This is a genomic window from Anaerolineae bacterium (assembly GCA_016931895.1).
GTDB lineage: Bacteria > Chloroflexota > Anaerolineae > 4572-78 > J111 > JAFGNV01.
The window spans coordinates 1-25181 of sequence record JAFGDY010000150.1; the positions used below are offsets into that span (position 1 = coordinate 1).

At 54.2% G+C, this 25181-nt stretch carries 20 protein-coding genes and 1 pseudogene; 8 read left to right on the forward strand and 13 right to left on the reverse strand.

Translation table 11 applies throughout. The features are described 5' to 3' along the window. Window positions 1-241: 241 nt before the first annotated feature. The 3 genes from JW953_11390 to JW953_11400 all read right to left on the reverse strand — a co-directional run bounded on the left by JW953_11390 (window position 242) and on the right by JW953_11400 (window position 7223). Window positions 242-2026: a hypothetical protein gene (locus JW953_11390; protein ID MBN1993294.1), complete on the reverse strand. Its 1785-nt coding sequence runs from the start codon at window positions 2024-2026 to the stop codon at window positions 242-244. A 245-nt stretch (window positions 2027-2271) separates the two neighbouring features. Next, the gene (locus JW953_11395; protein MBN1993295.1) at window positions 2272-4791 is read right to left on the reverse strand and encodes an FHA domain-containing protein; all 2520 of its coding nucleotides are present in this window, start codon (window positions 4789-4791) and stop codon (window positions 2272-2274) included. 215 nt (window positions 4792-5006) lie between these two features. Further along, window positions 5007-7223, reverse strand: coding sequence for an FHA domain-containing protein (locus JW953_11400; GenBank protein MBN1993296.1), 2217 nt, complete (start codon window positions 7221-7223; stop codon window positions 5007-5009). Window positions 7224-7418: 195 nt separating this feature from the next. Between JW953_11400 and JW953_11405 the strand changes: the two genes are divergently transcribed. Next, window positions 7419-7670 (forward strand): hypothetical protein, encoded by a 252-nt coding sequence (locus JW953_11405; protein MBN1993297.1) that lies wholly within the window; start codon window positions 7419-7421, stop codon window positions 7668-7670. Between the two features lie 153 nt (window positions 7671-7823). On the opposite strand, the gene JW953_11410 is transcribed toward JW953_11405, so the two are convergent. The 5 genes and pseudogenes from JW953_11410 to JW953_11430 all read right to left on the reverse strand — a co-directional run bounded on the left by JW953_11410 (window position 7824) and on the right by JW953_11430 (window position 13885). Continuing rightward, a complete protein-coding gene (locus tag JW953_11410; protein ID MBN1993298.1) occupies window positions 7824-9398 on the reverse strand; it encodes a fused MFS/spermidine synthase in 1575 nt (524 codons plus the stop codon). A gap of 21 nt (window positions 9399-9419) precedes the next feature. Then, on the reverse strand, window positions 9420-10580 hold the full coding sequence (locus JW953_11415; GenBank protein MBN1993299.1) for an aminotransferase class I/II-fold pyridoxal phosphate-dependent enzyme: 1161 nt from the start codon (window positions 10578-10580) through the stop codon (window positions 9420-9422). 14 nt (window positions 10581-10594) lie between these two features. Then, a pseudogene (gene ald, locus JW953_11420) lies at window positions 10595-11702 on the reverse strand (alanine dehydrogenase). A gap of 138 nt (window positions 11703-11840) precedes the next feature. Continuing rightward, complete coding sequence (locus tag JW953_11425) at window positions 11841-12827, reverse strand: NTP transferase domain-containing protein (protein MBN1993300.1); 987 nt, start codon at window positions 12825-12827, stop codon at window positions 11841-11843. Between the two features lie 32 nt (window positions 12828-12859). After that, on the reverse strand, window positions 12860-13885 hold the full coding sequence (locus tag JW953_11430; protein ID MBN1993301.1) for a toll/interleukin-1 receptor domain-containing protein: 1026 nt from the start codon (window positions 13883-13885) through the stop codon (window positions 12860-12862). 327 nt (window positions 13886-14212) lie between these two features. Between JW953_11430 and rpsO the strand changes: the two genes are divergently transcribed. The 5 genes from rpsO (at window position 14213) to JW953_11455 (ending at window position 19823) form a co-directional block, all read left to right on the forward strand. Further along, window positions 14213-14482 carry a 30S ribosomal protein S15 gene (gene rpsO, locus JW953_11435; GenBank protein MBN1993302.1) on the forward strand — a complete coding sequence of 90 codons (270 nt, stop codon included), beginning with the start codon at window positions 14213-14215 and terminating at the stop codon, window positions 14480-14482. A 239-nt stretch (window positions 14483-14721) separates the two neighbouring features. Further along, entirely contained in the window at window positions 14722-16956 is a 2235-nt protein-coding gene (pnp, locus tag JW953_11440; GenBank protein MBN1993303.1) for a polyribonucleotide nucleotidyltransferase, read from the forward strand. A 43-nt stretch (window positions 16957-16999) separates the two neighbouring features. Then, on the forward strand, window positions 17000-17605 hold the full coding sequence (lepB, locus tag JW953_11445; GenBank protein ID MBN1993304.1) for a signal peptidase I: 606 nt from the start codon (window positions 17000-17002) through the stop codon (window positions 17603-17605). A 91-nt stretch (window positions 17606-17696) separates the two neighbouring features. Continuing rightward, window positions 17697-18857: an AI-2E family transporter gene (locus tag JW953_11450; GenBank protein ID MBN1993305.1), complete on the forward strand. Its 1161-nt coding sequence runs from the start codon at window positions 17697-17699 to the stop codon at window positions 18855-18857. Window positions 18858-19094: 237 nt separating this feature from the next. Further along, window positions 19095-19823, forward strand: a complete 729-nt coding sequence (locus tag JW953_11455; protein MBN1993306.1) for a histidine phosphatase family protein — start codon at window positions 19095-19097, stop codon at window positions 19821-19823. 229 nt (window positions 19824-20052) lie between these two features. On the opposite strand, the gene JW953_11460 is transcribed toward JW953_11455, so the two are convergent. Then, a complete protein-coding gene (locus tag JW953_11460) occupies window positions 20053-20511 on the reverse strand; it encodes a hypothetical protein (protein MBN1993307.1) in 459 nt (152 codons plus the stop codon). A 122-nt stretch (window positions 20512-20633) separates the two neighbouring features. Between JW953_11460 and JW953_11465 the strand changes: the two genes are divergently transcribed. Beyond that, window positions 20634-21077: a PIN domain-containing protein gene (locus JW953_11465; GenBank protein MBN1993308.1), complete on the forward strand. Its 444-nt coding sequence runs from the start codon at window positions 20634-20636 to the stop codon at window positions 21075-21077. A gap of 3 nt (window positions 21078-21080) precedes the next feature. After that, window positions 21081-21308 carry a hypothetical protein gene (locus JW953_11470; GenBank protein MBN1993309.1) on the forward strand — a complete coding sequence of 76 codons (228 nt, stop codon included), beginning with the start codon at window positions 21081-21083 and terminating at the stop codon, window positions 21306-21308. Window positions 21309-21829: 521 nt separating this feature from the next. Here the strand turns inward: JW953_11470 and JW953_11475 are convergent. From JW953_11475 to JW953_11490, 4 genes are all read right to left on the reverse strand, one after another. Continuing rightward, entirely contained in the window at window positions 21830-22519 is a 690-nt protein-coding gene (locus JW953_11475) for a hypothetical protein (GenBank protein ID MBN1993310.1), read from the reverse strand. Between the two features lie 17 nt (window positions 22520-22536). Next, the gene (locus JW953_11480; protein ID MBN1993311.1) at window positions 22537-23139 is read right to left on the reverse strand and encodes a hypothetical protein; all 603 of its coding nucleotides are present in this window, start codon (window positions 23137-23139) and stop codon (window positions 22537-22539) included. A 341-nt stretch (window positions 23140-23480) separates the two neighbouring features. Next, on the reverse strand, window positions 23481-24449 hold the full coding sequence (locus tag JW953_11485) for a hypothetical protein (GenBank protein MBN1993312.1): 969 nt from the start codon (window positions 24447-24449) through the stop codon (window positions 23481-23483). 16 nt (window positions 24450-24465) lie between these two features. Beyond that, a partial coding sequence (locus tag JW953_11490) for a hypothetical protein (GenBank protein ID MBN1993313.1) occupies window positions 24466-25181 on the reverse strand: 716 nt, incomplete at its 5' end.

Below are 25181 nucleotides of genomic sequence, written 5' to 3' on the forward strand. Positions count from 1 at the left end.
AATGGTTCGCACCCGACAAGCCTGGTCGCCGGCTTGATGTGCGTCGTTTTTGATAAAATTAAATCACAGTTGCTCTGAGCGAGGAACAAGCGAAGAATCTCCATGCCGCATACCAAAAACGAAACAAACCAATGCCGCATGGAGATTCTTCGGCCTCTGGCCTCAGAATGACGGTCTCAGAGTGACATGGCAAGGTGAATAGTCATGGCCTAAAAATTGGGCCAGGCCCGATTTCAGGGTATTAGTAGTCGCATTCTGAATACGACGTTCCCCACACCTCAACCGATTGTTTGACCACCGTGCCGTCGTGGCCAACGGCCCGCAGGACACAGAGGCTGGAGCAGGAGGGGGGAAGATCATACCCGTGCATGGTGGGCAATTGGCCGCCGGCAATGTGCCCTCCGCCGGAGCCGTAGCAGTCCAGGTAGGCTTCGGCGGCGTTGTCCACGCCCCAATGCACGTAGGTGCCGTCAAACGACAGGCTGGCCGAGGGGGGATACCCCCCGCTGCTCTCCTCGGAAAAGCTCACGGTTACACTGCGGGAATCGCTGCTGCCGTTGGGCAAAATGACAATCAACACGTAGGTCACGCTCCCGGAGTCGCAAGCCTGGGTCTGGCCCGAAGGCCCGGTTACGCCATGTTCGTGGAACTGCCCGCCATCCAGGTAAGCGGCTTGCACCCCTTGAATGTACCAACTTAAAGTGGTACACTCGCCGGCCGGGTTGGGACTGGCGGTGATACTGTATTCCGCCGGCCCGCTGGGTTGTGGCTGTGGCTGGGGCTGCGGTTGGGGTTGGGGTTGGGGTTGCGGCTGGGGTGCGGAAACATTGATCGTCACCGTACTCTGCACCGTGCCCCCTCCTCCGGTGGCGGTCAGGGTATAGGTGTTGGTGGAGGCGGCGGGGCAAACCTGCTGGCTGCCCTGGGCGGCCACTGTTGCTCCATCCAAACGCACGGTATGGGCATTGTTGACCGTCCAGCGCAGGGTGGTGCAACTGCCCTGGTTCAGGGTGTACTGGTCGGCGGTAAAGTTGATGGCCGGCGCCTGTGGCACGGGGGTAGCGGTCGGCGTGGGGGTGGGGGTGGCCGGGATGTTGACCACAATGCTGCGCTCAACGGTTTCTCCCTCCAGCGACTCTACGGTGAGCCGGTACACGTTGGAGGGTTCGGTGGGGCAAACCTGCTGGCTGCCGGTCAGGCCCACCGCTTCCCCGTCCAGTTGCACGGCCTGGGCGTTTTTAACCGCCCAGTTCAGGGTAATGCAGTCGCCAAACTTTTGGTAGCCGCTTTTATCGGCCTCAAAAACAATGTCCACCCCCGGCGGGGGTTCGGGGGTAGCGGGCACGCTCAAGGTGACTTCTCGCTCGGCCGGTTCGCCCGCAAGCGAGGCGGCGGTCAGGCGATAGGCATTGCTGGGCTGTTGGGGGCAAACCTTGCGCTCGCCCTCAACCGGCACGCTCTCGCCGTTTAACTTTACGCTGCCTTCGCGGGCGTTCTGCACGCTCCAGTGCAGGGTGGTGCACTCGCCGTACTTAACCGTGGTCTTGTCGGCGGAAAGGGACAGCTCCACCTCCCCACCCACAATGGAGATACGGGCGGTGGCCGGTTCGCTGGAGGCGCCGCGCTGGTTGATCGCCCGCACTTCCACCAGGTAGTCGCCCGGTTGAAGCGGGTCAACGGTCCAGAAGGTTTGGGCGCTGACCAGGAAGCCGGTTTCGCCGGTATCGCCCACCGGCCTGAACCCGGCCTGCTGGTTGCCGTTGACAAAAAACTGAAACTCCTGGATGCGGGCGTCGTTGGGGTCAAAAGCCTGGGCAACCACCTTAAGGCGATTATCCTGCTGGCTCAACTCGTCCAGGGTGAATTCCTGGCCGTCCGGCGGCCACACCAGCCACGCCTCCGGCGACCCCAACTCAATGGGCGGCGGGGGCTGGAGCCAGGTTAAGCCCTTGGCTGCGGCCATCCGGCCGGCAATAGCCACTGCTGCCACCAATAACCCGATGCTCAAGATACGTTTTAGACTCATTTTGACTAACCTCCACTAAGGCTAGAGCGTGATGGAAAAGTACTCAACGCCATACGTAGTGCGTGTTGCGTAGTATAGTGCTCCAGAAAAGTTTTTGCCGTTGAAACAGGTAGCAAGGTAGCAGAGTAGCAAACTTTTTATCTGCTACCTTGCTACCTGCTACCCTGTTTTTTGGGAAGGAATTTTTCTGGACATCTATATGTAATCCATTTAAGTTAAGGTAACTATTCACTTTGCCATGTTCATTATTTGGCCGCCTCAATAGTCACTTCCAGCTCACAATCGGCGCGGACGGGCGGATTGACCCGATTGCGCTCGTCAATAAAGGCGGCGGACGGGCGCATGGTTTCCTGCACCACGTTGCCGCCCACCCAGCGGGTGGCCGGGACAACGGTTTTGGGGAAACACCAGATCACTTTCATGGGATTGGCCGTGCCCTCAACCTCGTCGTCAAAGAGTTGGGCCATGATATTTACGTCGTCCTTTTCGTTCAGATCCACTGTGAGCAATGGCCCGGCCAGGTTGTGCGTGCCGTCTGTCAATGCACCCAGGTTCACTTCTTGCCGTTCCTGGTTAACAAAAAAGATGGCTTTGTTGACCTCCATTGTGGTATCGCCGGGCAGACCGTCTTGCAAATTCCACACCCTGAGCGTGCGGAAGTTAACGGTCACTTTGGCCGGGCAGGGCAGTTGCTGGTAGGCAAAGAGTTCGCTTTCCGAGCGCTCGCCCGCCGGACCCAACACCTGCACGATCACCGATGAGGCATGCTTACAACTGACATTGTTCAACAAGGTTTGTTTTGACAAGATGGCCTGTTTTTGCGGCTGCCACATAGTCAGCAAACCGCCGCTTTGCCAGGCCTGGCCGGCCAGGCTGGTGCCCTGCTGCAAATGAGCCACCCGGAAGTTGACCGTAGTGGGATCAACTCCCGCTGGCGGCGTCCAATCCCAGGTTAAAATCACCTGATTGGGGTTGGCGGGGTCATCTTGCCAGGCCAGGTTGGTGGGCGGCGGAAAAGCGCCCGGGGGCGGGGCCGGCGTTTCTGGAGCGCCGGTGGTGACCGGGGCGTTTTTATCTACCGGCGGGCAGGGGGCCAGGCAGAGGCGATACTTTACTTCAAAGGCCCCGCCCAAAAGCGAGTAGCCCACCCCCCGGTAAATCACCTGGTTATTCTGCACGTCGTGGGCGTAAAACTTCTTTTCGTGGCTGCCAAATATCTGCGGCGGCAGCAGGCCCCAATCCACGCACTCAAACCTCACGCTCACCGGGCCGTCGAACCGGGCCGGGAAACGCAGCAATTCCTGCCCCTCCACCAGTTTAACGTTCTGCTGTTTAACTTTGGCTCCCGGCGGCCCGGCCCCCAGGCTGCACCGGATGTCTTTGCCGGCGGGGATAAACTCCAGCAGTTCCAAAGCCACCTGCTGGGCCGGCCCCGGGTTCAAACAGTTGTTCAGCACCACCTGCCTGTATCCGGTAAACCCGATTTCCCGGTTGGCCGCATCCAAAACCGCCACCGCATACCACCAATCGCCGTTTCCGGCAGGGTCGGCGTAGCTGGTTTGTCCCGGCCCAACCTGGTTGAGAAAACCGCCAAAGAAATTGGCCCCCACCCGTTGCGACCGATAAATGCGGTAGCCCGCGCTGCCCGGCACGGCGGCCCAATGCAGGTGAACGTCGCAACCGGCGGGAATGAGCACCAACTGCGCGGGCGGGGGAGGGGGCGCGGGTGGCGGAAAGGGCGCGGCCGGCGGAATCATGGCCGGCCCCTGGCCGGGCGGGGCGGGCGGCAAAACAATCACCTCGCCGGGCGGCAACGGCTGCGCTTCCGGCTCGGCCACGGTCAGGTCAACCACCTCTTCCAGGCCGGGGTTCAGGTCAATAATCTGTTCAACGGGCACGTCTTCGTTCTGGCCAATGTCGGCCAGGGTCTCCCCTTCTTGAATCACGCGCGTTCTGGGCGCGTCGCTGCTGTCCGGGGAGGCAACCACGTTGAGCAGCAACAAATTCGACTCACCCACCCGGCCATCGGTGCTGTAGGCTCGCACCAACAAGATATTTTCTCCGGTCCAGGAAGGGGCCCAAACCGGGGCAAAGGTGAAGGGATTTAACCCTTCGGGTAGGTCGCTCTGTTGGGTGGCTACTAACTGCCCACCCACCCACAACTCGGCCCGGCTCACTTTGGCGGTATCGCGGGCGCTGGCGTGGATGAGCAGCGGCTCGTTGAGTTGAACTTCCGCATTGGGAGCCGGTTCATAAATCACCACGTTAGGGCCGGGCGGCGGCGCTTGCGTTACGGCCTCGCTTTCCGCCGGCGGTTGCGGCCAGAAGTACCAGGCGGCTCCTGCTCCCGCTGCCACCAAAATCAATAATAAAATCACAATCGCCGCAACCCAAATGCCTGCGCCTCCTCCCCGCGCAGCCGGCCGGGCCTGGCCGGGCTGCGCCACCGGCATGCCTGCCGCTTGCACCCCCAGCACCACCGCGGTTCCCACCTGCACGGTATCGCCCGGTTTGAGCCAGGTAGAAGTGGTAATAGGCTGGCCGTTGACAAACGTGCCGTTGGACGAACCCAAATCCTGAATCCAGACCCCCTCCGGCTGCACCGTAATCTGGGCGTGCTGCCGGGAGATGGTGGGATGATTGATGACAATCTGGTTGCCGGGCACGCGGCCAATGGTTTGCGCGCCGCTCACCAGGGGGAACACCTGGCCTACCTGGGGGCCAGCCTGAACCGTTAGGGTCATTTGGGAGGATTGATTGCTCATTGGCTTCTCCTTAAATCAATAAGTAATCGGTAGCAGGGTAGCAGAGTAACAGGATGGCAGGGTAACAGAGTAGCAGAGTAGCAGAGTAGCAGAGTAACAGAGTAGCAGAGTAACAGAGTCTCAAACCTATTGCTGCTATCTTGCTACTTTGCTACCTTGCCACTTTGCTACCTTGCTACCTTACTACTTTGCTACCTTGCTACCTTGCTACCTTGCTAGTTACAAGCCGACCACCCGCCCCGGCCATCCAGACAAAGCTGCATAAATTGGCCATTGAGGTTAAGCTGCATCACTTGCACAAATTGACCTTTGGGTACCACGGTGAAAAAGGTCACAGAACTTGTGCCGCCGGGAACTGGACCCTCCGGTGAGGCGTCGTAGACGTAATAACAGGCCACTACTTCTTGTCCACTGGAGGTAAAGAACCTCATGTTTTCCCCCCAGTTATCCTGCACTTTAACGGCTGAATTGTTGGTCAACAATAACTCGACATTGAAGCCCCGGTAATCTGGATGTTTGTCATCCCAGTTTTTGGTTCGGGCAGCCTCACAGGGATCACCACTTTTAGGCGCGCCCCACGGCTCTTCGTACCGATGTTGATTGCCTATCCGTAATTCATAAATGCCGCTATTGGCCGGAGCCTGGCTACTGGGCGCGGCGGGGGTTGGCGCAGAAACTTGGGGGGGCGGGGCGGCGGCGCCTTCCTGGCTGTTCAAATCGTCAATGTAAATAGTGCCGCTGCCGCTATAGGTGTCGCTGCCGTCGTCCAGCACCAGAGCCTGAAAACTGATGGGGTAATCAATGGCCCCGTTATTAGGCCCGCTGATGTGGGCGCTGGGCCAGGGGTGGCCGGGGTCCAAAAAGGCCGTCATCTCCTGCCAGCCGGTGTGTTTAACCTGGCCAAAACTCATCTGCCAAGTCTGGCCGTTGGCGTCTTTGATCCAGATGTTCAAAAAATGTCCGGCCCCATCCCCATACACCCAGGCCGAGATGGCGTTGGGCCGTCCGGCCAGGGCGCGACTTTGCAGAAAGACCACGTAATCATTATTGGCGGTAGGGAAGTTGTAAGAGAGCTGCCCGGCGTAACTACCGCTGTGAACCTGGGCGGAGGAGCGGGTGAATTGGCCGTAGGGTTGGTCGCCACGTTTCCAGGTACTTTCTCTTTCAAAGTCCTGGAAAATACCCAGGGGCGCGGCGGTATCCTGGGTTTGGCCGGGATCGGTTTTGGGGGTGGGGATGGGGGTAGGGGTGACTTCGACCAGGGGGGTAGCCGCCGGCGCAACCACAATGTCGCAGAAACCTTCGCCGGCCGGGCCGGGGCCAAAGAGGTCCGGCCGGCCGTCGGCCGGGTCCACGTCCAGGCCGTTGGAGATTTCCCGGTCGGTATACAGTTCCAGCGAAAGATGGTGCGAGCCGGTTTCCAACAGGCCAATATTGACCCACCAATTGAGCGTGGGGCCGCACAGTCCGTTCTCGGCACAAGATTCGTCGCGGTAATAATTAAGGGCGCCCAAATCGGTGACAGGGCGGCCATCCAGGCGCAGGTCAAAATAAGCGGCCTCCAGCCATTGGGCCAGGTAATCGGTTTCGCCGTCGTCGGCCACGCGGCGCTGCCAGGCAATCAGCACCGGCTCGTTGGCCTTCACTTCAACTTCGCGGTTGCAAAAAGGGCTAATCTTGCTGCTGATATCCGGGGGCGGTTGGCGTTCGTTGGCTCCGGCCGCCGGGATGCCGGGCACCTGGATGGGCGCAGGGGTTGGCGACAGCGTGGGGGTGGGCGTCTGTTCGGGAATTGAGGTGGGGGTTGGGGTTTGGGTGGGTATTGGCGTAGCAGTCGGCATCTGAGTAGGCTCCAAGGTTGGCGATAGCACGGCCTGGGCCGTGGCCTCGGGTTGGTATACTCGAGAATAGTAAAGGTAGCCCAACGCGCCGCCCACAATCAGGGTGGCAATAATCACGGCCAGGCCCACCCAAATCCACGGATTGGGGCCTGGTTGTACCGGCGGCGCGTAAACGGGCGGGGCAAACGGGGCAGCAGGAGCGGCGGGCACCATGGTGTGGTCTGAACCGGCGGGAGCGCGGACTGTGCCCGGGACCATTGTCTCGATGCTGCCCTGGCCGGGCTGATCAACTTGCAGGTTAAAGGTAATATCACCCAGGCGGAGCGTATCGCCGGGCCGCAGCCATTGAGACCCCGATACCCGCTGCTCATTGATAAACATGCCGTTGGTGGAACCCAGGTCTTCAACCGCCACGCCATCGGGCGTGGCCCAAATTCTGGCGTGCCGGCGGGATAGTGTTTTATCGGGAATAACAATGCTGCTGCCGGAACCCCGGCCAATAATCTGGGGCCGGTCCTGAATAACAATCTCCTGGCCCGGTTGAGGGCCGGTTTGCATTATCAGCTTGATGGAAGCGGGTTGGTTAGCCATAGTCAGAATCTTCTCCCTTCTCCGGCGAGTATTTTCTGGTATTAGTCTAACACATTGTTGGCAGTTTTTCAATGTAATTAATGCCTAAAATCATCGGGGCCGCGCTGACCCGCGCCGGCAGAGGTCATTGGTTTAGAGGAGAGTATCGCTCATGCCATTATCCCGCCGGAGATACAAGGACGGGTATTTTCGCTGTTGACGAGTGCAGCCCAGGGGCTGGCTCCGCTGGGCCTCTTGCTGGCCGGTCCCACCGCAGATACTTTTGGCGTGGAGTTTTGGTTTGTGCTAACCGGCATTACGGTCATGGGTACCGGCCCCCTATTTTTTCCGACCATTGTGCGCCTTGAGGACCATGCCTGTCCCCCTGCCGGGCCGGAGAGACCAAAGAGCCATTTGGACAAAGGCTCGTCTGCCCGGCCACCTTCACCCAGCGGGGCAAGCCATTGAGCCGGCAGGCTTCAGAGCCTGTCTAAAAAGCCTAACATGTCATTTCGAGCGTAGCGAGAAATCCCTACGCGTGAAGTTTTTCAGCGAGATTCCAGGGATTTCTCGACCTATGGCCTCGAAATGACATGCTTTTCAGACAGCTTTTCAGGGTTATTAGTTTTCTTCGCCTCGCACCACCGGGGCCAGCAGTTGGTCCACCGGCGCGTATTCGTCGGTGAGTTTGACCACGCGCCCGGCGTTCAGCACAGCTTCAAGTTCTGGGGCGGCGAGCATTTGGCGGGCCAACAGGGCTTCGCCATCGCCCGCGTCAATGTTTTTCAGGGTAGCCAGGTTCAAGGGGGTGTCACCGGCAATTAACACGTAGGTACAACGCGGCGATTCGCGCCACGCGCGCAGCGTGGGGGCCAGGTAAACGTAGGCAAAGGTTTGCCGCAAGGTGTGGGTGTAAGCCCGCAAAAAATTGCCCTGCACCCCGTCAATAATGTTGACCACGTACAGGCCGCCGTCGGCCAGCCAGCCCCGGACATTCTGGTTGAACTCCTGGGTGGTGAGGTGATAGGGCACGGAAAAGTCGTTAAAGGCATCGCCCATAATGAGGTAGTAGGTTGGGGTGGGTTTTTTGGCCAAGAACAAACGCGCGTCCTGGTTGTAGGTGACAATGTTCGTCTCCCGGCTCAAACCCAGCAAATCATGCGCAATTTGGGTGACGCCGGGATCAATCTCAATCACGTCAAGCCGGCTATCAGGATAAAGGGCCTCCATATAACGGGGGAAGGTGTAGCCGCCCCCGCCAATAAAAAGGGCGCGCAACGGCGTATGGTGTTGGGCCTGGTAGGCCGTGATCTCGGCGTACATTTTCTCGTAGCTGTAAACCAGTTTGGTGGGGTTATCCAAAGAGGTGTAACTATGCACCAGCCGGTCTAAAATCAACACCCGCACGGTCTCATTGTCTCGTTTTTCTTCTTGTACTTTGATACAAAAGTAATTGGTTTCGCGAGTGCAGGGGCTGCCCACCCCCCCCTGGTTAAAGAGCAGCGCCGATCCAGCCGCAATCATGAGCAGGGCGATGAGGAAGAGTCGCCAGCGGTTTCCCCAACCCAAAAGTAAACCCATCACCAAAAGCAGCACGGCCACGCCCCACACAATGGGGTAGGTGCCAAACCAGGAGATGAGCACAAAACCGGTGGCAAACGTGCCCACAATACTGCCCAGCGCGCCGAATGCGTAAATTTTGCCCACCACGCTGCCGGTTTTAGACAGGTCTCGCACGGCCAGTTTGGCCACAATGGGCGACACCGTTCCCAAAATGACACAGGGCAGAAAGAACAACACGGTGGTCAGCACCAGGATATTAATGATGATGGATTGGCCCAGCAGGAGATCACTCCATTGATCGGCCAGAAGAACGCCAAAACAAGAAAGACCGGCCACAAGGAAAATACCGCCCAAAAAGGGCAGAGAGGCCCAACGGTCGGCCAGTCGCCCGCCGCCGTAGTTTCCCAGGCTGATACCGGCCAGCACAATGCCAATAATGGTGGTCCAGGTGTATAACGACACTCCCACGTAGGGGGCCACAATCCGGCCGGCCACCAGTTCCAGAATCATAATGCAGGCGCTAGAAATAAAAACAATCAGGTTTGGCTGCCAGAGACAGGCTGGCAGAGATGAAACACTTGAGGCTGAGGCAGAAACGCCTGGGGGAGTTGGAGAAGTGTTGGTGGAACTCAAGAGTTGCTCCGTTTTTTATGGCTACCCAAACTTGCGGACAAAATTGGCCATCCGCTCCAGGGCCTTTTCAATCTTCTCGTAAGAGGTGGCGTAAGAACAACGCACGTAACCCGCCCCGCCAATGCCAAAAGCCCGGCCCGGGATTACGGCCACGCGCTCTTCGTCCAGCAGCCGTTCGGCAAATTCGGCGTCGTCCATGCCGGAGCCGCGCACCGAGGGAAAAGCGTAAAACGCGCCGCGCGGCTCAAAACATTTCAGGCCAATGCTGTTGAGGCCGTCCACAATCAAACGGCGGCGGCGGTCGTAACGCTGGCGCATTTCTTCAATTGCTTCTTCGCCCTGTTCCAGGGCCACCATGGCTGCATCCTGGGCCATGGTGGGCGCGGACATTACGGTGTACTGGTGGATTTTTTTCATCGCGCCTAAAATTTCGGGGGGGGCGGCAACGTAGCCCAGTCGCCAGCCGGTCATGGCATAGGCCTTGGAAAAACCGCCCAGCAAAATGGTGCGTTCCCACATTTCCGGCAGCGAGGCAAAACAGACATGCTCAATGTTGTACACCAGCCGGTCGTAGATTTCATCAGAAATAACCAAAATGTCGTGCGCCTGGGCCACGCGAGCAATGGCCTCCAGGGTGGGCCGTTCCAGCACCGCGCCGGTGGGATTATTGGGATAGCCAATGAGCAGAGCTTTAGTATGGCGGGTAATGGCGGATTCAACTTCTTCCGCCGTTACCTGAAAATTATTTTCAACGCGGGTGGCAATAGGCACCGGCATGCCCCCGGCCAAACTTACCTCGGCGGCATAAGACACAAAACAGGGTTGGGGCACAATCACTTCATCGCCGGGATTGAGAATGGCGGTGAGGGCCAGGTACATGGCTTCGGATACGCCAATGGTAATGAGTAATTCCAGGGCGGGGTCGTATTCAACGCCGTAAAGTTTTTGCAAATGTTTTGAGATGGCGGCGCGTAGTTCAATAGTGCCGTTATTGGAAGTATAGTGCGTGTGTCCCGCCCGCAGCGAGGCAATGCCAGCTTCAATAATGGCTTCAGGCGTCACAAAATCCGGCTCGCCAATGCCCAATGAAATCACGTCGTCCATGGTGGCCGCAATATCAAAAAAGCGGCGGATACCGGAGGGGGGAACTTGTTGGACGCGATTTGAAATGAATGAGCGCATAGAGTGAATCCTTATCAATCAAACATGAGCGGCGTATACGGCATGTCAAACGCCTCGGCCACGGCCTGGTAGGTAATGTTACCTTGATAAACGTTGACGCCTTTGGCCAGGGCCTGATCCGTTTTAACTGCCTCTTTAAATCCCAGGTTGGCCAGTTTGAGCACATAGGGCAGGGTGGCATTCGATAGGCCGTGCGTGCTGGTGCGCGGCACAGCGCCCGGCATATTGGCTACACAATAATGGACCACCCCGTCAACCAGAAAAACGGGCCGGGAGTGGGTGGTGGAATGGCTGGTTTCCACACAACCGCCCTGGTCTACGGCCACGTCCACAATCACACTGCCCGGCTTCATCAGGGCCACCATGTCGCGGGTCACCACCTTGGGGGCTTTGGCCCCTTTGACCAACACGGCCCCAATCACCAGGTCGGCCCGGCGCACGGCCCGGCCCACGTTCAAGGGATTGGCCACCCAGGTGACAAAATTGCCGTGCAATAATTCGCTGAGCGTACGCAGGCACTCCAAATTAATGTCCATCATCGTTACGCTGGCCCCCATGCCTAGCGCCACCTGGGCCGCGTGCGTCCCTAACCACGCCGCCGCCCAAAATGATCACGTTGGCCGGCCGCACCCCCGGAATACCACCCAGCAATTTGCCGCGCCCGCCTTCATGGCGTTCCAGGTACTGCGCCCCCACCTGCACCGACATCCGCCCGGCCACTTCGCTCATGGGCGTGAGCAGGGGCAGCGCGCCGCTGGGCAATTCTACCGTTTCATAGGCAATGCCCGTAACTCCGCTCTGGGCCAGCGCGCGGGTCAGTTCTTCACCGGCCGCCAAGTGGAGGTAGGTGAAAAGCAACAAGTCGGGGCGTAGATATTTATACTCATCAGGCAGCGGTTCCTTGACTTTTACCACCAAATTGGCCCGATTCCAGACCTCCGCGGCGGGGGCAAGCTTGGCCCCGGCCTCCTGAAAATCCTCATCAGGAAAGAAACTGCCCTCCCCGGCCCCAGCCTCAACCAGAACCGTATGGCCAGCCTCAACCAATTGATGCACTCCGCCGGGCGTCATGGATACCCGGTATTCGTTGTCTTTGATTTCTTTTGGTATGCCAACGATCATCTTTGATCTCCCTGGGAAATAACAAATGGGGGTAGTGGTTAAATGGTGACTGATGGAGTCGCAAAGCTAGCTTTGTGACTCCACCGCCATCAGTTAATATGTAACCATTACCCAAATGGGCAAGACTGACGGACTTGTTTATAAAAAACTGATTTGCGCCGAGTCGCCCAGATTTAGCTGGCGATAACGGCCAATCAGGTCAACCTTGCGGCCAATGAGCGACTCCTGGAGCATCGCGTCTTTGATGTAGGTTTCTTCATCCACAATCGAATCGCGGATAATGCTATCTTCAATTTCGCATTTGGCCGCAACGGTCACGTAGGGGCCAATGATAGAATTTTTTATTTTGACCGACGGGTCAATATGCACCGGCGGCAAAATGATCGAGTTGAGACTGGTTACCTCGCGGCTGTTATCCATATTGTGTTCCAACAAGTAACGATTTGTTTCTAACACGGTTTCCGGTTTGCCGCAATCCAGCCATACCTGGACCGGTTCGGGTTTTAGCACTGCCCCGTCGTCAATCATCAGTTGTAAGGCATCGGCCAGGTAAAACTCGCCTTTGGTTTGCATATTTTTGTCCATCAGTGTTTTAATGGCCGCCATCAACCGTTGAATCTCTTTAACATAATAAAGCCCTATCACGGCCAGATTATCTTTCATACTGCTGGGCTTTTCAATGAGGCGGGTGATATGGCCGGCTTCGTTGACCAGCGTTACGCCAAAGCGGCGCGGATCGGGCACTTCTTTAACGTAAATGACGCCGTCGCCGGTTTCACTCGACAGGCGGCTCAAATTCGCCTCAAACAGGGTGTCCACAAACAGGATAATCGTTGGCCCTTCAAGCAAATCTTTGGCCAGGTAGATGGCATGCGCCTGGCCTAATAGCTCCTTTTGTTCAACATAGTGGGTTTTGAAATCATAATATTCATCCACATAAGCCTGAACCTGGTTGCCCAGGTAGCCCACCACAAAAACAATCTCGTCAATGGCCAAATCCTGGAGCTTATCCAGGATATGGCCCAGCACCGGTTTGCCGGCCACGTTGATCAGAGGTTTGGGCCGGGTATAAGTATGCGGGCGCAGGCGAGTGCCAAACCCGGCCAGGGGGATGATGACGTTCATTGCGGGTGTCTCCTCTCATTGGTGGGGGGGTATTATTTTAGGAAATCATACAGTTCATTGGGACTGGTGATCAAGATACCATAAGCCTGGTTCATTAGTTGGGCCATTTCTTGCAAAATCTTGACAATCTCCACCCGCGACGCTTTAATTTGATTCTGTAAATACACGTCAGCTTTGCCCGCTTCCCCTTTGAACGCTTCCTGGTCGAGCAGGATTTTCAAATTCTTAAGGTAGGTATCAATCCGCTTAAAGCCGGACTCTATTTGCCCTTCCCAGATTTGCAGATCAAAATCATCAAGGGTACTTGGCAGTTGATTGGTGGCGTTGGTTTGTTGCGCCGTTTCTGGAATCGGCGTCGAAACAGCCTGGGTGCGGGCAGCCTCGCCCCGCCGAATTTTGAGAAAGAGGTCCGAGGCGCTGAAGAGCCATTTTAACTCTTTGTTGACCAAATCCTGGGTTTCTACATCCAGGCCAAAGGTAGTGACGACACTGGAAATAATCGCGCCGCCTAACGCCATTGGGCTAACCGTAGGCTTTTTCTTCAGGCCAATCAACTTGCCGGGGGCGGGTGTAACCGTTTCGGCCTGGGGAAGGGGCGGAATAGGGGACTCTGTGGCCACTTCCTTGCCCTTGGCCGCCTCATCCATCGTCGCCCCGCCGATGAGTCGCTTAATCACATCGGCCAACTGGTCAAAATTTTCCGGAGAGGCGGTTTCTTTAAAATCAATCCATTGGATTCCGGCCAGGGCATATTCAAAGGCTACGGGGATCTCGGTTTGGCGCCACAGCAAAGGAATAATACGCTTGCCGTGGCTTTCGGCCAGGTCCACCTCTTTGCGGATATTAACCGATTCCACCGCGTCGGGCGATAAGACCAGCACAAACACTTTACAATCCCGAATCCCCTCGGCAATGGACGTTCGCCAATGGTCGGCCACCTCAATACTTTCCCGGTCAAACCAGGCCGAGAGGCCCCGCTTGGTCAACTCCTGGTGTAACTGTTGCACAAACTCGGAATCTTTACGGCGATAACTGATAAAAACATCATTGTCTGCCATTATCAATCTCCTTACGCTGAAGCATCAGATAGGTCAACGCTATTTTAACATAAGTCAATCGAGACAACAATTAATTCTTTCATCAACGGGCGAGGGTTTCATTGTAGTTGAGAGTAAAAAAAGGAGCAAGCCGGTTCAAGAGACGTGATTTTGCTCTTCGACCCTCGTCATGATATAATCTTTTAGTTGGCAAGTTTGCTTTAACCCGTTATCTTTGCCGGGTTCAAAGTAAAGGTATAAAAATAACATTCTATCACGACATCTAGAGGCTTGGGCCTGGCGACAAGCGCCGGCGCATCGCCCGACAGATAAGGAGTAAAGTATTCGATGTCTCTTTCAACAGAAGAAAAACAGGAAATAATCCAAGAATTTCAAATCAATGAAAAAGATACGGGGTCGTCTATGGTGCAAATTGCGCTGTTGACCACCCGCATTAATCAACTTCAGGAACACCTGCGGGTTCACAAACACGATAACAACTCTCGCCGGGGTTTGCTAAAGTTGGTGGGCCAACGCCGGCGCCATCAAGAATATCTCAAACATAAAGACCCCGCTCAATACCAATCCGTCATCGAGCGACTCGGCCTGCGTAAATAAGACCAACCAATATGTCAATTGAATGTTGATAAATATGCAAACGAGTAGAGGCAGTGGTCGCCTACTCGTTTGTTTTATAATTATAATTTAAGAAAGGATTTGATTAACTCATAAGCGCTCTCCATGGAGACCAGGTATTGGCGAAAGCCACGCAGTCAATGAACCACGTTCATTGGTTATGTGTTTTTCTCCAGTTCCTGACCTCCGGGAGAGTTAAACTCAAGGAGGTTATATAACCAATGTTAAAATCACAAGCTCAACGTTTTGTTGCCAAACTGGGCAACGATGAAATTATTTTTGAAACCGGCATGCTGGCCGGTCAGGCCGGCGGCGCAGTCGTCGTCCGTTCGGGCGATAGCATTTTGCTAACGGCAGCCACCGCTTCCAAAAACGCCCGCGAAGGCATAGACTTTTTCCCCCTCAGCGTAGAATTTGAGGAAAAATTATACGCCGCCGGGCGTATCCCCGGCAGTTTCTTCAGGCGCGAAGGACGTCCCAGTGAAGAGGCCATTCTAACGTGCCGGTTGACCGACCGCCCGCTACGGCCCCTTTTTGATAACAACTGCCGTAACGAAGTCCAGATCGTTATCACCGCCCTTTCCTCTGACGGTGAAAAACACCTGGATATCTTAGCCATCAACAGCGCCAGCGCGGCCCTGATGATCTCCGATATTCCCTGGCCCGGCCCGGTAGGGGCCATACGGATTGGCCTGAAAGACGGCCAATTTTTAACCAACCCCTCCACCGGCGAAATGGCCGGCAGCGAACTTGACCTGCGCGTGGCCGGCACGGCAGACGCCATTTTAATGGTTGAGGCCGGGGCCAACGAAGTTTCCGAAGAAACCATGCTGGAGGCGCTGCGTTTGGCCCACGCCGAAATTCAAGATGTTATTCGCGTGCAAAAAGAAATGCAGGCCCAGGTAGGCAAACCCAAACGCGAATTGATCACGGCCGAGCCGCCTGCCGAAACTGTGCAAAAAGTAATGGCCTGGCTGGAGGGGGGCAAGATAGAAACGGCCCTGAACGTGCAAGGCGACAAAGAAGAACGCGAGGCCGCCATAAACGCCGTGCGCGACGAGCTGGCGGCCCATTTTGAGGCCGACGAAACCGTAGACAGCAAAGACGTGCATGCCGTTTACAGCAATGCGCTTAAAAAAGTGGTGCGCGCGCGTATTTTAAATCAATCTCTGCGGCCCGACGGCCGCGATACCAAAACGGTTCGGCCCATCTGGTGCGATGTAGGCATTTTGCCCCGCACGCATGGCTCCGGCCTCTTTACCCGGGGCGAAACCCAGGTTTTAACCATTACCACCCTGGGCACGCCGCGCGACGAGCAACGGCTGGACACCCTGGGGCCTAAAGAATTTAAGCGATACATCCATCACTATAATTTCCCCCCGTTCTCTACCGGCGAAACAGGCCGCATGGGGTCGCCCGGCCGGCGAGAAATTGGGCACGGCGCTCTGGCCGAACGCGCTTTACTGCCCATGCTGCCCGAGGCCGATGTATTCCCTTACACCCTGCGCCTGGTATCGGAAGTATTGAGTTCCAACGGCTCTTCCTCTATGGCCAGCGTGTGCGGCAGCACCCTGAGCCTGATGGACGCGGGCGTGCCTATCAAAGCGCCTGTGGCCGGCGTGGCCATGGGCCTGGTGCAGGAGAACGACCAATTTGTGGTGTTAACCGACATCCAGGGCATAGAAGACGCCCTGGGGGATATGGACTTTAAAGTGGCCGGCACGAGCCAGGGCATTACGGCCCTGCAAATGGATATAAAAACAACCGGCCTGCGCTGGGACATTATGGAACAGGCCCTGGCCCAGGCCAAAGAAGGCCGGTTCCATATTCTGGGGGAAATGAGCCAAACCCTGGCCGAACCGCGCGACAGCCTCTCGCTTTACGCGCCCACCATTGAAACCATGCACGTTGACCCCGATAAAATCGGCAAGATAATTGGCCCCGGCGGCAAAGTCATTCGCGCCATCCAGGAAGAACTGGAGGTAAAAATTGACATTGAAGATGACGGCACCGTGTACATTGCCGCTTCTAACCGCGAGGCCGGGGAACTGGCTGTTGCCCGCATTGAGGCGCTGACCGAAGAAGCCGAGATTGGCAAAATCTACACCGGCAAAGTGGTCCGCACCGCCGGTTTTGGCGCGTTTGTGGAAATTTTGCCCGGCGTGGATGGCCTGGTGCCCATTTCCCAATTGGCCGATTATCGCGTGCCTTCTGTGGAAGATGTGGTACAATTAGGTGACGAAATCATGGTCATGGTGACCGACATTGACGGCGAAGGAAAAATCCGCCTTTCCCGGCAAGCCGTGTTAGAAGGTTGGTCATTGGAAGAAGCGCGCCAGAATGACCGCCGGCCCAGCGGCCAGCGCAGTGGCGGCGGCAGTAGAGACCGCCGGGGGGGTGGCGGCGGCGACAAAAATCGTCGCGGTGGAGGCAGTGGCCAGCGCCGGCGTTACTAATAATTAGTTTACCATTGTCCTTGAATGATGGAGGAATAGCTCTATGTATCCCGGCCAATTTGGTGCAGATAATTCCTGGGAACCGGAACCCCAGCCCAAACCATCCTTTTTAAAAAGGGGGCTGCATTTGGCGCGCGAAGTTCTGGAAACCATTGTCCCGGCGGTGTTGATTGCCCTGTTGATCAACCTGTTTCTGGCCCAGGCCACCCGGGTGTACGGCCAGAGTATGGAGCCGAACCTGCACACCGACCAGCGTTTGATTGTGGAAAAACTATCTTACAATCCCTTCCTGCGCCAGTACTTTGGCTTCAACGGCCCCCAACGCGGCGATGTGGTGGTGATCCGCCTGGCTACCCAGGGAGACGAATTGCTCATTAAACGGGTGATTGGTTTGCCGGGCGATATGGTAGAAATTCGTCAGGGCCACGTTTTTGTCAATGGGCAATCTTTAACCGAGCCTTATTTGGCCGCCGACACCCCCGGCCGTTTTGGCCCCACTACCATTCCCCCCTTGCATATTTTTGTTTTGGGAGATAACCGGAATTCGTCTAACGACTCGCGTAGTTTTGGCACCGTTTCCTTAAAGGACGTGGTGGGCCGGGCCTGGTTCTCTTACTGGCCCCCCAACCAGGCCGGTTTTGTAAAATAACAGTTAGCCTGTTCAACGAGTCAGCGAATTAGAAAGTCGGTGAGTTATCATTGGCTGATTCGCTGGCTTGTTTTTTGATATGGAGGAATCCTTGTCGGCAACGCCCAAATGGACTCCCGCTACCAAGTGGGTTATCCTGATAATATGCCTCATTTTGATTGGGGCGGCGGTATGGCGGTTCAGCATTGTGCTGGCCCCGCTGGTGGTGGCGGTTATCATTGGCTATATTCTCAACCCGGTGGTCAACTGGCTCACCGCCCGAACCCCGCTCAAACGCGGCCTGGCCGCTGCCATTGTTTATCTCATTTTTCTCTTTATTTTGGCCCTCATTCCCACCATTGGCACGCCCGTGATGGTGGCCCAGATCAGAGCTTTAAATGTTGACATGCACCAACTGGGCAGTCAAATAAATGAAGCAATGGATTATCAAATTGCTATAGGCAATGTGAGAGGCAATCTGAGTTTACTGATTGAGCCGGTTACCGGCAGCCTGGACCAGGCCTTATCACCCATAGCTTCCTGGGCGGCTAATTTGGCGGTGGATATTGCCGGCGGTTTTATCTGGGCCATTTTTATTTTTGTGGTAGGCTTCTATTTTTTGCTAGACGCCAACCGTTTTATAGAGTGGGTGGATAGCTGGCTGCCGCCGGATTATGTAGAAGAATTCAGACAACTTCGTCACGAGATGGACGGGGTTTGGAAGGCTTATTTTGTGGGCCAGGTAACCCTGGCCATTATTGTGGGCATCGTCATTGGGGTAGGAACGGCCTTGTTGGGTATTCAAAGCGCAGTGCTATTGGGCATTGTGGCTGCCCTGTTAGAGTTGATCCCCAACTGGGGCTACAGTATTTCTGGTTTTGTGGGCGTTATCTTTGCCTACTTCCAGGGGTCTAGCTGGCTGCCGTTGCCGCCGTGGGCCTTTGCCCTGTTGGTGGCCGGCTTTTATTTTTTGATGTGGCAAATTGACACCAACTACCTGGTGCCGCGCATTATCGGCCACCGGCTGCGTTTGCCTCCGGCCCTGATTATTGTGGGCATCATTGCCGGGGCCGCGGTGGGCGGGGCGTTGGGCTTGCTTTTGGCCGCGCCAACCATTGCCACCATACGGGTATTGGGCAGTTATCTTTATCGCCGCCTGATGGATCTGGAGCCTTACGTGTTATTGTCCAAACAGCCGTTAGCGCCAAAGGAAGAAGCGCCCGTTATTGAAAGCCTTGTGGCCGTTTCCACTCAGCCCGAACCCGAAGAGTAGATTATAACCTATTTTCAACCCAAAGTGGCGGAATGCAAAGACGCAAAGTAATGGTTTTGCTTTGTGTCTTTTTTTGCCGCCGGTTTTTCGACCTGTGCAATAGGTCGAATAATTCCCCGAAGAGGCGGGGAGTTTAGGGGGTAGTTCCCCCCATTACCCCCCTTCCCTGTGCGGCTACTGCACAGGTGCCGGTTTTTTAGAAACGGATAACGATTAATCAAAAAGATAGGTGATAAAATGGAACTTTATCTCATTCGCCACGGACAATCCACCAATAACGCTTTAACCAACATCCAGGATAGGGTATGTGATCCTCTTTTAACCGAATTGGGCCGGCGCCAGGCCCAAGTTGTGGCCCAACACCTGACCAACGGCCTTACCCCGGAACTGTCAAAAAACGGTTCTGTGGAGGCCACCTATAGCCCGCAGCGATGCGGCTTTGGCCTGACCAAACTGTATTGCAGCCCCATGAAACGCGCCTTACAAACGGCCTGGCCCATTGCCGAAGCCTTAGGCATGGTGCCTGAAGTGTGGCTTGACATTCACGAAAAGGGCGGTATTTACCTGGACCATGAGGAGGGAGTGCGGGTGGGGTATCCCGGCCTGACCCGCTCCGAAATTCTGGCCGATTTTCCCCATTACCGCCTGCCGGAGGAAATCACCGAGCATGGCTGGTGGCATAACGGCTACGAAGATTGGCCTGCCTGCCAGGGCCGCGCCATCAAAGTGGCCGGTCAACTGCGCGAGTGGGTTGAAAGTAACGGTGACGAACGAATTGCCCTGGTTTCGCATGGTGGTTTCATTGATGCGCTTTTAAAGGCCCTTTTTAACCAATTGCCTGGCCGCCATCTCTGGTATCATCATTACAACACCGCCATCACTCGCCTTGATTTTCGGGAAGAGGGGCGTTTGGGGCTGCGGTATCTGAATCGGGTTGACCATTTGTCGCCGGAGTTGATTTCTTAGTTACCTGTTTCAGCGGCAAAAACTTTTCTGGAGCACTATATCGGCCGGTGCCGCCCGGTCGTACACCTGGCCAGTACTAAGGCCCGGCCTAAATTCAAACCTCCGCGCCGTTTTCATTTACTACCAGGCCGGTGGAGCCGTTTTATGAAGATGGATATTGGGGGTGGAAATAAAAAGTCGGGTTTCGTTGCCTCAACCCGACATACTCACTGGGCCAGGATGTTGAAGGCTACCGCCGCAATGGGGTTGCCCGGCTGGGACACCAGGCTGTCGGGTTGGGTGAACTGGCCCAGGTGGGGGTCGTAGAAACGGGCGTCAATTTGTTAATTGCCGGGCGTCGTACAGGCCAATTGTCCCAGTCGTAGCCTGTAAATAGCCAGTCGGTCAGGCCCTCCGGCAGGGTATTCTCCACCACCTGGCCGTAGGCGTCGTAGATCACGTGGCCTACTTCCGCGCCGCTGTCGTCCACCACCAGGCTGGTCGAGCCGAGGTGGTCGCCCAACACATAGTACAGGTCATCATCCACGCGGGTGGCAATTCGTTGGCCGTTGGCGTAGTAGTGTTTGGTCACTTGCGGCGACGGCGCATCGGCCGGGATAGTGACCGTGCGCGGGCGAGGTTTGCGATTGTCGCCCCAAGCCTCGTAATTATCCACCCAGACCACGATCACCTTGCCCGCGTCATCCATGGCCAGGTCGCCATCCAACCCTCAAATTTTGACATCGAACTTTGCTCATAAAACAACTGCGTCTCCTTTGACTTTCCTGCTCTTTATCATTATCATCTTAATTGGAGACGAAAAAAGTGAGCCTGCGCATCTATTTGGACACAAGTGTTTACAACAGGCCCTTCGATGACCAAACTCAACCTCGCATCTGGTTGGAAACCCTGGCCTTCTCTGTTATCCTGCAAATGATAGAGAACAATATTGCTACCCTCGTTACCTCAGCGGTGGTTGATTACGAAAACAGTCGCAATCCCCATCAACTGCGACGAGCCTGGGTCAACAGAGTGGCAGCCTTTGCCGCCGACCGCCAATTGGTCAATGAAGAAATACGGCAACGAGCCGATACCCTGGAGCAGGATGGACTAAAGCCGCTTGATGCCTTGCATATAGCCTGTGCCGAAACGGTCAAGGCCGATTACTTTGTGACTTGTGATGACCGTTTCATCAACCGTTACCGGCGTTTGCAGCAGGGCACTGAATTGATTGTGTGCAATCCAACCGAATTAGTACGAATTGTAGGAGAATGAACCATGACTGTGCAGGTAATCGCCGAAGCAGAAATCATGCGAGAAGTGGCCCAAATTCTTTTGCAGCATCTTAATCCCACCAAAGTGGCCCGTTTTTGGGCCAGTTGGCACGCCGGACAGGGGAACTACCTGGATTGGCGTGACCGGGAGTTTGCCGACGAAACGCTGGCTCATCTGTACGAAGAGATTCTTGCTTTCCAGCAGCAGCCGGCGCAAACAACAAGCGATTGAATCACCGCTTTCTCTGGGCAAAAGATGCTCACCACTTCTAAGACATCTTGCCAGGCTCTCCAGAGGCCAAAGGGCACGAGAACACTTCGTGCCCGTTGTTGTTTTTGGCGATTGGCTCAACGCTCCAAAAAGCCGCCGTACCTGGGCCTCCGCAGCCGGGGTAGGCTGGACTGTTGGACGATCAGAAGAACAATTTGGGGAGCGGAGTCGAAGGAAGCGAAACCGAAGGGGGGCGGAAAAATAAAGACCGCGCAGATGAGCGGAGCAAAATCCGTCCATCCGAGTGATCCGCTGTTCTAAACCCCAACGGCGTTCCCTGACCAGAGCACGCCGTTGGTTTTGTGACAATATGCAGGGCGGGTTGCTTTTCTCAGCGAGCCCTCCTTGACGAAGCTGCTCCCTGAAACGTGGAGCGTTTGGGCGGCATTCCCCCGTTGGAACGTGGAAAAGGCCGGGTTTCGTTGCCTCAACCCGACCTACTCACTGGCTTCGGTTATGTCAAAGTAGAAAGAGCTGAATTATCAACGGTTTGTGAGGGGAATATCCTTGTTTTTTTGTTGTCTTCTTATCTGCTGGACTCTGTCACTTAACTCTTCAGCTAGGCTGAAATTGCCTGCATCAAATTCATTGGCCGCCATAAAGTCTAATATATTAGCTTCACCCCCCTTGTTGCCTACTTCGTTTACTACTATGTCCAGGCAAAACTGATAGAGGTTTCTAGCGGCCAAATAGTCCCCTACAGAATTTGCTTTATGTCCAATCTGCAATGCCTTCTCGCCAACGACCAAATTGCTTTTTCGTGGAATAGACCTTAGTTCTCTAAGGTAATTTAGAGATTTGTCAAAGTCGTCTAAGCAATCCGATAGTCGCACAAGAGCTATTAAGAATCCGAACTCTCTATTCTGATTTCCTTCTTGTCTGGCTGCTGTTAGACCTTCTGCGGCTAATACTCGTAGTTGCTGGCAGAAGTTTCTCCTTTCTTCTTCTGTAAATATCTCACACTGTGATTTATTGCTTCCAGAAAAGCTATTTAAATCCTTAGTATTGTAAGAACATACACTGGCAATCTCAATCACCAGATCCCATCTTTGTAACTGTTTAGCCCATTCTATTGCCTGACGACATTGAAGTAACTTGGCATAGACAAATTCAGATTCCAGGGGAACTGTCTGAAGTTCATGAATTAATTCAGATACTGTTTTTTCATCCATTAGTTTCTCTTGATCACTTACCGGGGATCTATCCGTTTTATGAATTGAATCTCGTTGTTGCCCAAGACTCTGTAAATCGTTCTAGGAGAACTATTCAGTACTTCAAACGCTAAGGGGCTCTTGAATGCATACTGTATATACTCTATAAAGGTCGCTGGCCCATATAGATAATCAGCACCGGCTAATCCATATTTCGCATCTATCTCAGCTCGTGATAAAATACCTCCAAGAGTACGTTCAGTTGTATTTCTATAACCATGTTGATATTCAAAAGGATGTATATTTACTCCTTTAAGACGATCGAATTGGGTCTTAGGGATATCAATTTTTATTAAATGCGGATTGTCGTATCGATCAAGAGCCCAGTAGATTCCCTCATCTTGTGGCCGCGCCATATAGAATGCGTTATGAAAATCACCGGTCCCAAAGTCTTCAATAATTTTCCCTTCTTCAAAATGTTTTGCCACACGATTTTCTCCTTCAAAAGTCACTCCCGTGCCATGATAAAAAGTTACAAATTCATCATCCGCCCCCCGCGCTGCCGCCTTGACCGCATCATCCCCCAGGCCGCCGGTGGTCACGCCGGGGATAACCATCGCCGCCGCGCTGACCGGCACCATATAACAACTTAGCGCATCCGCATCCCCCAGGCAGTTCTGGATGTTGCCCAGCAGGTCTACCGCGTCGAGCAGGGTGTCAATGAAGAAGTAAGATGGGTTTCGTCACCTCAACCCATCCTACGAACTGGACGCCGGAGCGTCAGGAAGTATTCCCACATCTGTAGATGTTGACCGCCTCAAAGTAGCCGGTGTTACCGGTTTCCGGGTCTGCGGCGTAGAGGTGGTCGCCTTGGTGGATGGTTTCAATTGAGGGCAGGTCATGTTGGGGTGGGGAAAGAGAAGTTGGGTTGAGGAAACGAAACTCGACCTATGGGTTTTCAACAACAAAAACCACCACGCTCTCATAATACATAGGGAGCTTTAAAAAAACCAAAGTTGGCCTTTTGATATACAATTGCTTCAAATAAGTGGGGAAAGCAAAATCTCTCAAACCATAAGTGTTCATTGATAAACACCTGCCATCCTCCAACTTGTTGAACTTGCGTCAGTATCTGAGTGATAACTTTTGGTTCAATTTTCAGAAATAGGTCATTTACCCCAATAAGAAGTTGACAATCGGAGGGGGACTTATCTGCTAATATAGTGAGCCGTTCTATCTCCTCAATACTCAAGCCTTCCTCTTGCCAAACTTCTAATGACCTAATTGCATAGACGATGCAAGTCGATATTCCAGATTGTATAGGTTCTCCCCATACATATTTACCTTCCTGACTAACAGTCAATAAATGTGTCATAACTGGATATTGCTCTAAGAAATTTCCTTCAGCATCAGGTTGTGATTTATTCTTTTTACATGGTTGTCCAAGAAAATAGGGTTGGATTTTCCAATCGCCTCTCTCTAAAAGATAACCATTAACACCTTCAAAACCTCTAATGTCTTCTCCTACCAAATGCTTGATTATTCTGACATGTTCTACAACTCGCAGGGGATCGTGAGTGTAGAAATCATATCGCTTTGACCAGGTTGTTCTCTGCAATGATGTGTTCGTTTGAGGACCAAGAAATGCCGCTATTTTAGTATGTTGCAAGTTAGGATTTACTCGAATGTGTTTACATGCTTCTATCCACTCCTGTGGTTCCTCCTCAAGAGATGTCGAATAGTATGACATGGAGAAATAAAATACGATTACATCTGGCCGCCATTTTTCAATTCGAGGCAATACTATTTCCAAAAATTCATTACCTGAAACGTGTCTATTCCATACATCCCATTCAACTTCAAAGCCTACAGTCTCAAAGATGCCTGTTTCAATACGATGACCCAGATCACAATACTCCAGCAGAAATAGTCTTTTTTGTTTTTTTACCATCTTTATACTCCAGAAATTATTGTGGTCGATATATCAAAACATACCCAAAGTCATCTACAGAATGTCCCTTTCCTCTCATCATTAAAGGTAATTGTTTGACCTCTCCCCAAGATTTAACTGTCAAGGCCCCACTCCCCCACTTGTCCAAGAACGTTATACCACCTTCAACATCCAGAACTCGATTCACATGCAAGGTGTCTCCAAATAGTAGAAGATCACGAGGTTTCAAAGTTCCCATTATAGCCTCTGTTTGGTCGATCCCAAAGTAACCAACCTTCCTAAAAGCCGGATATCCTTCTAGAACGTCGGACTTTAATCTCATAGATTTAAGTAACCCTTCAACGTTAGCACGATCTACTGGGGTAACAAGCCCACCCATACGCATTAAAGCTGCATCATAACAATACAAAGATCTTGCATTCTCTCCACGTTCTTGAAGTAGCTTGTAATAACTAATCTCAGCCTCATTCCACCCACTACTCCTCATTCGGCGAACAAGCGGGTCATCAATCGCCAATGCGCTTCTCGACCTTGCTCCAAGTCCACCCCCACCGACCCCATCCGCCTGCCGAACGATGTTATCGAGAGAACCACCGCCAGTAGCAAAGGGTAGAGCCAGAAAACCCGCACTGACCGGCAGCATATAACACGATAACCTGTCAAAGCCACCCAGGCAGCTCTGAAGGTCAGAATTCAGTTCGTAGATATCCCACAGCGTATCAATAAAGTGGC